Raw genomic sequence first — 6,300 nt, 5'->3', positions numbered from 1 at the left:
TCCCACCACATGCCGTGCGGCGCGCGCGGCCAATCGCCCGAAGAGATGCAGTCCCATGTGCTGTCGCGGCTTTCCGCGTCGGCCGTGGCCTTCATCCTGCCGCGCGCGCCGCACGGCATGTGGTGGGAGGCGCGTGCCGTCGACCCGTTGACGCCGGTCGCCCGCGCACAGCTCTCTGACGCGCTCGACCACCTTGCGGCCGCAATGGTTGCGGCGCGTGCCGAACTGCCCGGACTGCCGCTGCTTCTCGCGGGCTTCTCGCAAGGGGCGTGTCTCTCGATCGAATATCTCTGTGCGGGGCTGCCGCCGCCGGACGCTTTGGCGGCCTTCACGGGCTGCCGTGTCGGCGTTCCGGCGGACGAAAGATCCGAGGCGGCGCCGGCCGGAATGCCGATCTATCTTTCCGGTGGTGATGCCGATCCCTGGATACCGGTCTCGGCGTTTGCCGATGCCGCGCAATCGCTGGGCCGGATTGGCGCGAGCCTGCGGGCCGATCTGTTCCCGGGCCGCGGCCATGAGGTCTCGGACGCCGAGATTGCCATGCTGGGCACTATCCTCGACGACCTCGCGGCCGGGCGTGGCCCGCGCATGGAGGCGGCGCGATGATGGACAGCTTCACCTTTCCGGGCCTGACGACACGGGTGGTCTTCGGTGCCGGCACCATGGCTCGCGTCGAGGACGAAGTCCGGCGGCTCGGCCATGAAAAGGTGATGGTGCTTTCGACGCCGCATCAGAAGGGCGATGCGGAAAGGCTGGCCGCAAGCCTTGGTGGCCTCGCCGCCGGGATTTTTGCCGGCGCGGTCATGCATACCCCTGTCGAGGTCACGGAAAAGGCCATCGATACCTTCCGCCGCAGCGGCGCTTCGGTGGTCGTAAGCCTCGGCGGCGGCTCGACCACCGGGCTCGGCAAGGCCATTGCCGTGCGCACGGGCGCCGACCAGGTGGTCGTTCCCACCACATATGCCGGCTCGGAAATGACCGACATACTCGGCGAGACGGCAGCCGGCGAGAAGACCACCCGCCGCTCGCCGGACATTCGCCCAGAGACGGTGATCTACGACGTCGATCTGACACTGAGCCTGCCGGTAAATCTCACCGTAACCTCGGCGATGAACGCGATCGCTCATGCGATGGAAGCCTTGTATGCCCCCGACCGCAATCCGGTCATCGTGCTGATGTGCAAGGATGCCATGGTTGCCTTCCGGGAAGGCATTCCAAGATTGATCGGCAATCCGCAGGATCGCGCGGCGCGGACGCAGGCGCTCTATGCGGCGTGGTGCTGCTCGACCGCGTTAGGCTATGTCTCGATGGCACTGCACCACAAGCTGGCGCATGTCTTCGGCGGCTCGTTCGACACGCCGCACGCCGAAACCCACGCCATCCTGCTGCCCTACACGACCGCCTTCAACGAAGCGGCGGTGCCCGATCTGCTGCGCCCGATCGCTGAGGCATTCGGTGGTGGTTCGGCGGGCGGTGGGCTCTGGGATTTCGCACAGTCGGTCGGCTCTCCGCTGAGCCTGAAGGCGATCGGCATCGAGGAGGCCGATCTCGACCGCGCGGCGGCAATCGCGGTGAAGAATGCCTATGCGAATCCAAGGCCGATTGATCCGGGATCGATAAGGGAACTCCTTCAGGCGGCGTGGGAGGGACGCCGTCCGGGGGACTGAGAACAAAACGAAAGGGAGGAACCAAACATGATCACAAGACGCAGCCTACTGAAAGCCTCGGCGGCGACAGGCCTGGCGCTCGCCGGTTCGCGTCTGGCGACGCCGGCCATCGCGCAAGGCGCCAAGATCCGCCTGGGCTATGTTTCGCCGCAGACGGGGCCGCTCGCCGGCTTCGCGGAAAGCGATGACTACAACATCAAGGCCTTCCTCGCTTCCGACGCGGGCAAGAACTTCGAGGTCATCGTCAAGGACAGCCAGTCGAACCCCAATCGCGCGGCCGAGGTGGCCAAGAGCCTGATCGTCGATGACGAGATCAACCTGATGCTCGTCGGCTCGACGCCCGAGAACACCAATCCGGTGGCCACCACCTGCGAGGCGGAGGGCGTGCCGGTGATCTCGACGATGGCGCCGTGGCAGCCCTGGTTCATCGGCCAGCAGGGCAGTCCGGCCGATCCGTCCTCGTGGAAGCCTTTCAACTTTGCCTATCATTATTTCTGGGGTCTCGAAGACATCATCGCCGTCTACACCGGTATGTGGAAGCAGCTTTCCACCAACGGCAAGGTGGGCGGGCTGTTCCCGAACGATGCCGACGGCAATGCCTGGGGTGATCCGAAGAACGGCTTGAAGCCGGGCCTCGATGCCGCCGGTTTCAGCCTTGCCGATCCCGGCCGCTATCAGAACCTGTCGGACGATTTCACTGCGCAGGTCAACGCCTTCAAGGCAGCCAATGCCGAGATCGTCACCGGTGTGGTCATTCCGCCGGACTTCACCACCTTCTGGAACCAGGCCCGCCAGCAGGGCTTCAAGCCCAAGGCGATAACGGTGGCCAAAGCGATCCTCTTTCCGCAATCGGTCGAGACGCTGGGCGATGCTGGCCACAACCTCTCATCCGAGGTCTGGTGGTCGGCCTCGCATCCGTTCAAATCGTCCGTGACGGGCGAGAGCTCGGCGGAAATCGCGGCGGATTTCACCGCCAAGACCGGGCGTCCCTGGACGCAGCCGATCGGTTTTGTCCATTCGCTGTTCGAGGTGGCGGCCAATGTCATGGGGCGCGTTTCGGATCCGACCAATGCCGAGGCGATCGCGGCGGCCATAGCCGCCACCGACATGACGACGGTGGTGGGGAAAGTGGCATGGAGCGGTGCGGGACTGCCGCCTTTCGCCGCGAAGAACGTCTGCAAGACGCCGCTCGTTGGCGGCCAGTGGCGGAAGAAGGCCGGTGGCGGGTTCGATCTGGTGATCGTCGAGAACGCCGGCGCTACCGAGATTCCCACCGCTGGCAAGATGGAAGCCCTGGCCTGACGCTGCCGGGGGCGGCTGATACCGCCGCCCTCGTTCGGCGCGACCCAAGGATGACTGTGATGATACTCAGGCTGGAAAACGTTTCGAAGTCCTTCGGCGCCCTGAAGGTTGCGGATTCCGTGACCGTCAGCGTGCCGCGCGGCGAAGCGCTGGGCATTATAGGCCCGAACGGCGCGGGAAAATCGACGCTCTTCAACCTGATCACCGGAAACTTGTTTGCAAATGAGGGCCGCATCGAATTCCTCGGCCGCGACGTGACCCGCGCTCCGGCCATGGAGCGGGTGCGCATGGGCGTCGGCCGCAGCTTCCAGATTCCGCAGCCTTTCGAGGGGCTGACCGTGTTCGAGAATCTCTTGACCGCCGCCGCCTTCGGCCGCGGCGGACGCGAGGCCGAGATGGTCGAGGATTGCGCTGGTATCCTCGAGGCGACGGAGCTCCTCAGGAAAGCCAATTTCGTGGCCGGCTCGTTGAGCCTTCTCGACCGCAAGCGCCTGGAACTCGCCCGCGCCCTGGCGACAGGCCCCGCGCTTCTGCTTCTGGACGAGATCGCGGGCGGGCTGACGGAGCGCGAATGCAAGGCCCTGGTCGCGACGATCAGAGCCATCCACGCGAGGGGAACCACCATCATCTGGATCGAGCATGTGCTGCATGCCCTGAATTCGGTGGTCGAGCGGCTCCTCGTGCTGGATTTCGGGCGCGTGATCGGGATCGGCGCGCCTGATGAGATCATGGCCTCGAAGGCGGTTCGCGAAATCTATCTGGGGCTCGAGGTCTGATGCTGGAAACGCGCGGCCTCACCGCGAATTACGGCCAGTTCCGGGCACTGTTCGGTGTGGATATCACCGTGGCCGCGGGCGAATGCGTGGCGATCATCGGCGCCAACGGCGCCGGCAAATCCACGCTGATGCGCTCGATCACCGGAGTGATCGGCAACGCGCCCGGCATGGTGCTGCACAGGGGCGAGCCGATCGGCGCGCTGTCTTCGGCCGAGATCATGAAGCGCGGCATCGCCATGGTGCCGGAGGGGCGCCGGCTGTTCCCTTCGCTGACCGTCGAGGAAAACCTGCTGGTCGGCGGGCAGGCGCGTAAGGTGCAGGGGCCGTGGAGCCTCGACGCGGTCTATGACCTTTTCCCGATCCTGGGCGAGCGGCGCAAGAGCCCCGGTACCGCGCTCTCGGGTGGCCAGCAGCAGATGGTGGCGATCGGCCGGGCGCTGATGTCGAACCCCGAATTGCTGCTTTGCGACGAGATCAGCCTTGGCCTCGCGCCCGTCGTCATCCGCGATATCTACGCAGCACTTCCCAGGATCCGCCAAGGCGGCGCCGCGATCGTGCTGGTGGAGCAGGATATCGGCAAGGCGCTGGCAGTGGCCGACCGCGTCTACTGCATGATGGAGGGTCGCGTCACGCTGGCCGCCAGGGCGGCCGAGGTCACGCGCGAAGATATCCACTCTGCCTATTTCGGAGTGGCGGCATGACGCGGGAACCAAGGCTCGGTCGTCTGCTCGCACAGCACCCTTGTGGCCTGATCGAGGTGGCGCGGCGATGATCTGGCTGGACACCCTCGTGCAGGGGATTCTGCTGGGCGGGCTCTATGCCCTGTTTGCAGCAGGGTTGAGCCTCGTCTTCGGCATCATGCGGCTGGTGAACCTAGCCCATGGCGACCTCATCATTCTTGCCGCCTATCTGGTTTTGATGGGCGTCACGCTGCTCGGCTTGTCGCCCTGGATCGCTGCCCTGATTGCCATGCCGGTGATGTTCGGGCTCGGCTGGCTGCTGCAGGCCGCCGTCCTGAACCGCATGCTGGGCAAGGACATCCTGCCGCCGCTTCTGGTCACGTTCGGCCTGTCGGTCGCCTTGCAGAACGGCCTGCTCGAGGCCTTCTCCGCCGACAGCCGCCGCATTCCGGTGGGCGCGTTGGAAGGGGCATCGCTCGATCTAGGGCTGGTCACGGTTGGGATCATGCCGTTGATGACCTTTGCCTCGGCGATCGTGACGATCATTGCGCTCAACGCGCTCTTTTACCACACCGCCCTCGGCCGTGCCTTCCGCGCCACCTCGGACGACGCCGTGACGGCGGGGCTGATGGGGATAGAGCCGAAGCGGATTTTCGCGATCGCCACCGGGATCGCCATGGTCGTGGTGACGCTGGCGGCGCTCTATCTCGGCATGCGCGCGAACTTCGATCCTTCGATCGGACCGGCGCGGCTGATCTATGCCTTCGAGGCGGTGATCATCGGCGGCCTCGGCAGCCTGTGGGGAACGCTTGCCGGCGGGATCATCATCGGCGTGGCGCAGACGTTTGGCGCCGCGCTCAATCCGGAATGGCAGATACTGGCCGGCCACATCGCCTTCCTGGCCGTGATGCTGCTCAGGCCGCGCGGACTTTTTCCGCGCGCAGTGGATTGAGGGGGGCGGCATGTATCGACTGACAACCCGCACCCGCGCCGGAACCGTGACCGCGATCATTGTGCCGCTCTTCCTCGTCGCCGCGCTCGCGCTGCCTGCCGTGGCCTCGCGTGGTGTCATACAGGATCTGTTCTTCATCCTCACCATGCTGACGCTGGCGCAGATCTGGAACCTGCTGGCGGGCTATGGCGGCCTGGTCTCGGTGGGCCAGCAGGCTTTCGTCGGCATCGGCGCCTACGCGATGTTCGCCGGCGTGATCCTGCTCGGCTGGAATCCGGTCCTGGCGATCCCGCTGGGCGCCCTTGCGGCACTGGTGCTGGCGGTTCCGACGGCCTTTTTCGCGTTCCGCTTGCAGGGCGCGTATTTCGCCATCGGCACCTGGGTGATCGCCGAAGTGACGCGCCTGCTGGTTGCGCAGTGGAAGGCACTTGGCGGCGGCACCGGCACGTCGCTGCCGCGCGAGGCGACGAGCAGCATCCTGGGCACCGATGCGGTCCGGGCGCTGTTCGGCGTCCGCGAGGCCGCGGCACGCGATGTCATGGCCTACTGGCTGGCTTTGGCGCTGGTCGTGGCCGTGACGGGCGGCATCTACTGGCTGCTGCGCAGCCGCCTCGGGCTGGCGCTGGCGGCCGTGCGCGACAATGTCGACGCGGCGCAATCGGTGGGCGTCGATACCGCCCGGCTCAGATGGGCGGTCTTTCTGATCGCCGCGGCTGCCACCGGGCTGACCGGCGCGCTGATTTTCCTGCAGACGGCCCGCATCTCGCCGAGCGCGGCCTTTGCCGTCACCGACTGGACCGCCAACGTCATCTTTATTGTCGTCATCGGCGGCATCGGCACCATCGAGGGGCCGATCCTCGGTGTGCTGGTCTTCTTTGCGCTGCGCTCGGCGCTGGCCGACTACGGCAGTTGGTACTTGATGA

7 protein-coding genes are annotated in these 6,300 nt (G+C 65.9%); all 7 read left to right on the top strand.

The features are described from left to right. The first annotated feature begins 9 nt into the window (after window positions 1–9). On the top strand, window positions 10–606 hold the full coding sequence (locus tag EN925_RS18215) for a dienelactone hydrolase family protein (protein WP_245487237.1): 597 nt from the start codon (window positions 10–12) through the stop codon (window positions 604–606). Continuing rightward, window positions 603–1,667 (top strand): maleylacetate reductase, encoded by a 1,065-nt coding sequence (locus EN925_RS18210; RefSeq protein WP_127367992.1) that lies wholly within the window; start codon window positions 603–605, stop codon window positions 1,665–1,667. The genes EN925_RS18215 and EN925_RS18210 overlap by 4 nt, the downstream gene beginning before the upstream one ends. 27 nt (window positions 1,668–1,694) lie before the next feature. Continuing rightward, window positions 1,695–2,969, top strand: a complete 1,275-nt coding sequence (locus EN925_RS18205) for an ABC transporter substrate-binding protein (RefSeq protein ID WP_127367993.1) — start codon at window positions 1,695–1,697, stop codon at window positions 2,967–2,969. A gap of 59 nt (window positions 2,970–3,028) precedes the next feature. Beyond that, window positions 3,029–3,745 (top strand): ABC transporter ATP-binding protein, encoded by a 717-nt coding sequence (locus tag EN925_RS18200; RefSeq protein WP_127367994.1) that lies wholly within the window; start codon window positions 3,029–3,031, stop codon window positions 3,743–3,745. Next, on the top strand, window positions 3,745–4,446 hold the full coding sequence (locus tag EN925_RS18195) for an ABC transporter ATP-binding protein (RefSeq protein WP_063171519.1): 702 nt from the start codon (window positions 3,745–3,747) through the stop codon (window positions 4,444–4,446). Before EN925_RS18200 ends, EN925_RS18195 begins: the two co-directional genes overlap by 1 nt. A 67-nt stretch (window positions 4,447–4,513) precedes the next feature. After that, the gene (locus EN925_RS18190) at window positions 4,514–5,377 is read left to right on the top strand and encodes a branched-chain amino acid ABC transporter permease (protein ID WP_127367995.1); all 864 of its coding nucleotides are present in this window, start codon (window positions 4,514–4,516) and stop codon (window positions 5,375–5,377) included. A 10-nt stretch (window positions 5,378–5,387) separates the two neighbouring features. Further along, window positions 5,388–6,300 (top strand): branched-chain amino acid ABC transporter permease (locus tag EN925_RS18185; RefSeq protein WP_164894266.1); only part of this gene is annotated, 913 nt, incomplete at its 3' end.

It is taken from the genome of Mesorhizobium sp. M7A.F.Ca.US.006.04.2.1, from assembly GCF_004022915.1.
GTDB classification, from domain to species: domain Bacteria; phylum Pseudomonadota; class Alphaproteobacteria; order Rhizobiales; family Rhizobiaceae; genus Mesorhizobium; species Mesorhizobium ciceri.
Note: the sequence above shows the minus strand (reverse complement) of the source record. Positions and strands in the feature narration are given on the sequence as shown.

Excerpts from the sequence above, each read along its gene's own strand:
- EN925_RS18215 (WP_245487237.1), top strand. The coding sequence starts at position 10 with ATGCCGTGCGGCGCGCGCGGCCAATCGCCCGAAGAGATGCAGTCCCAT.
- EN925_RS18210 (WP_127367992.1), top strand. The coding sequence starts at position 603 with ATGATGGACAGCTTCACCTTTCCGGGCCTGACGACACGGGTGGTCTTC.
- EN925_RS18205 (WP_127367993.1), top strand. The coding sequence starts at position 1,695 with ATGATCACAAGACGCAGCCTACTGAAAGCCTCGGCGGCGACAGGCCTG.
- EN925_RS18200 (WP_127367994.1), top strand. The coding sequence starts at position 3,029 with ATGATACTCAGGCTGGAAAACGTTTCGAAGTCCTTCGGCGCCCTGAAG.
- EN925_RS18195 (WP_063171519.1), top strand. The coding sequence starts at position 3,745 with ATGCTGGAAACGCGCGGCCTCACCGCGAATTACGGCCAGTTCCGGGCA.
- EN925_RS18190 (WP_127367995.1), top strand. The coding sequence starts at position 4,514 with ATGATCTGGCTGGACACCCTCGTGCAGGGGATTCTGCTGGGCGGGCTC.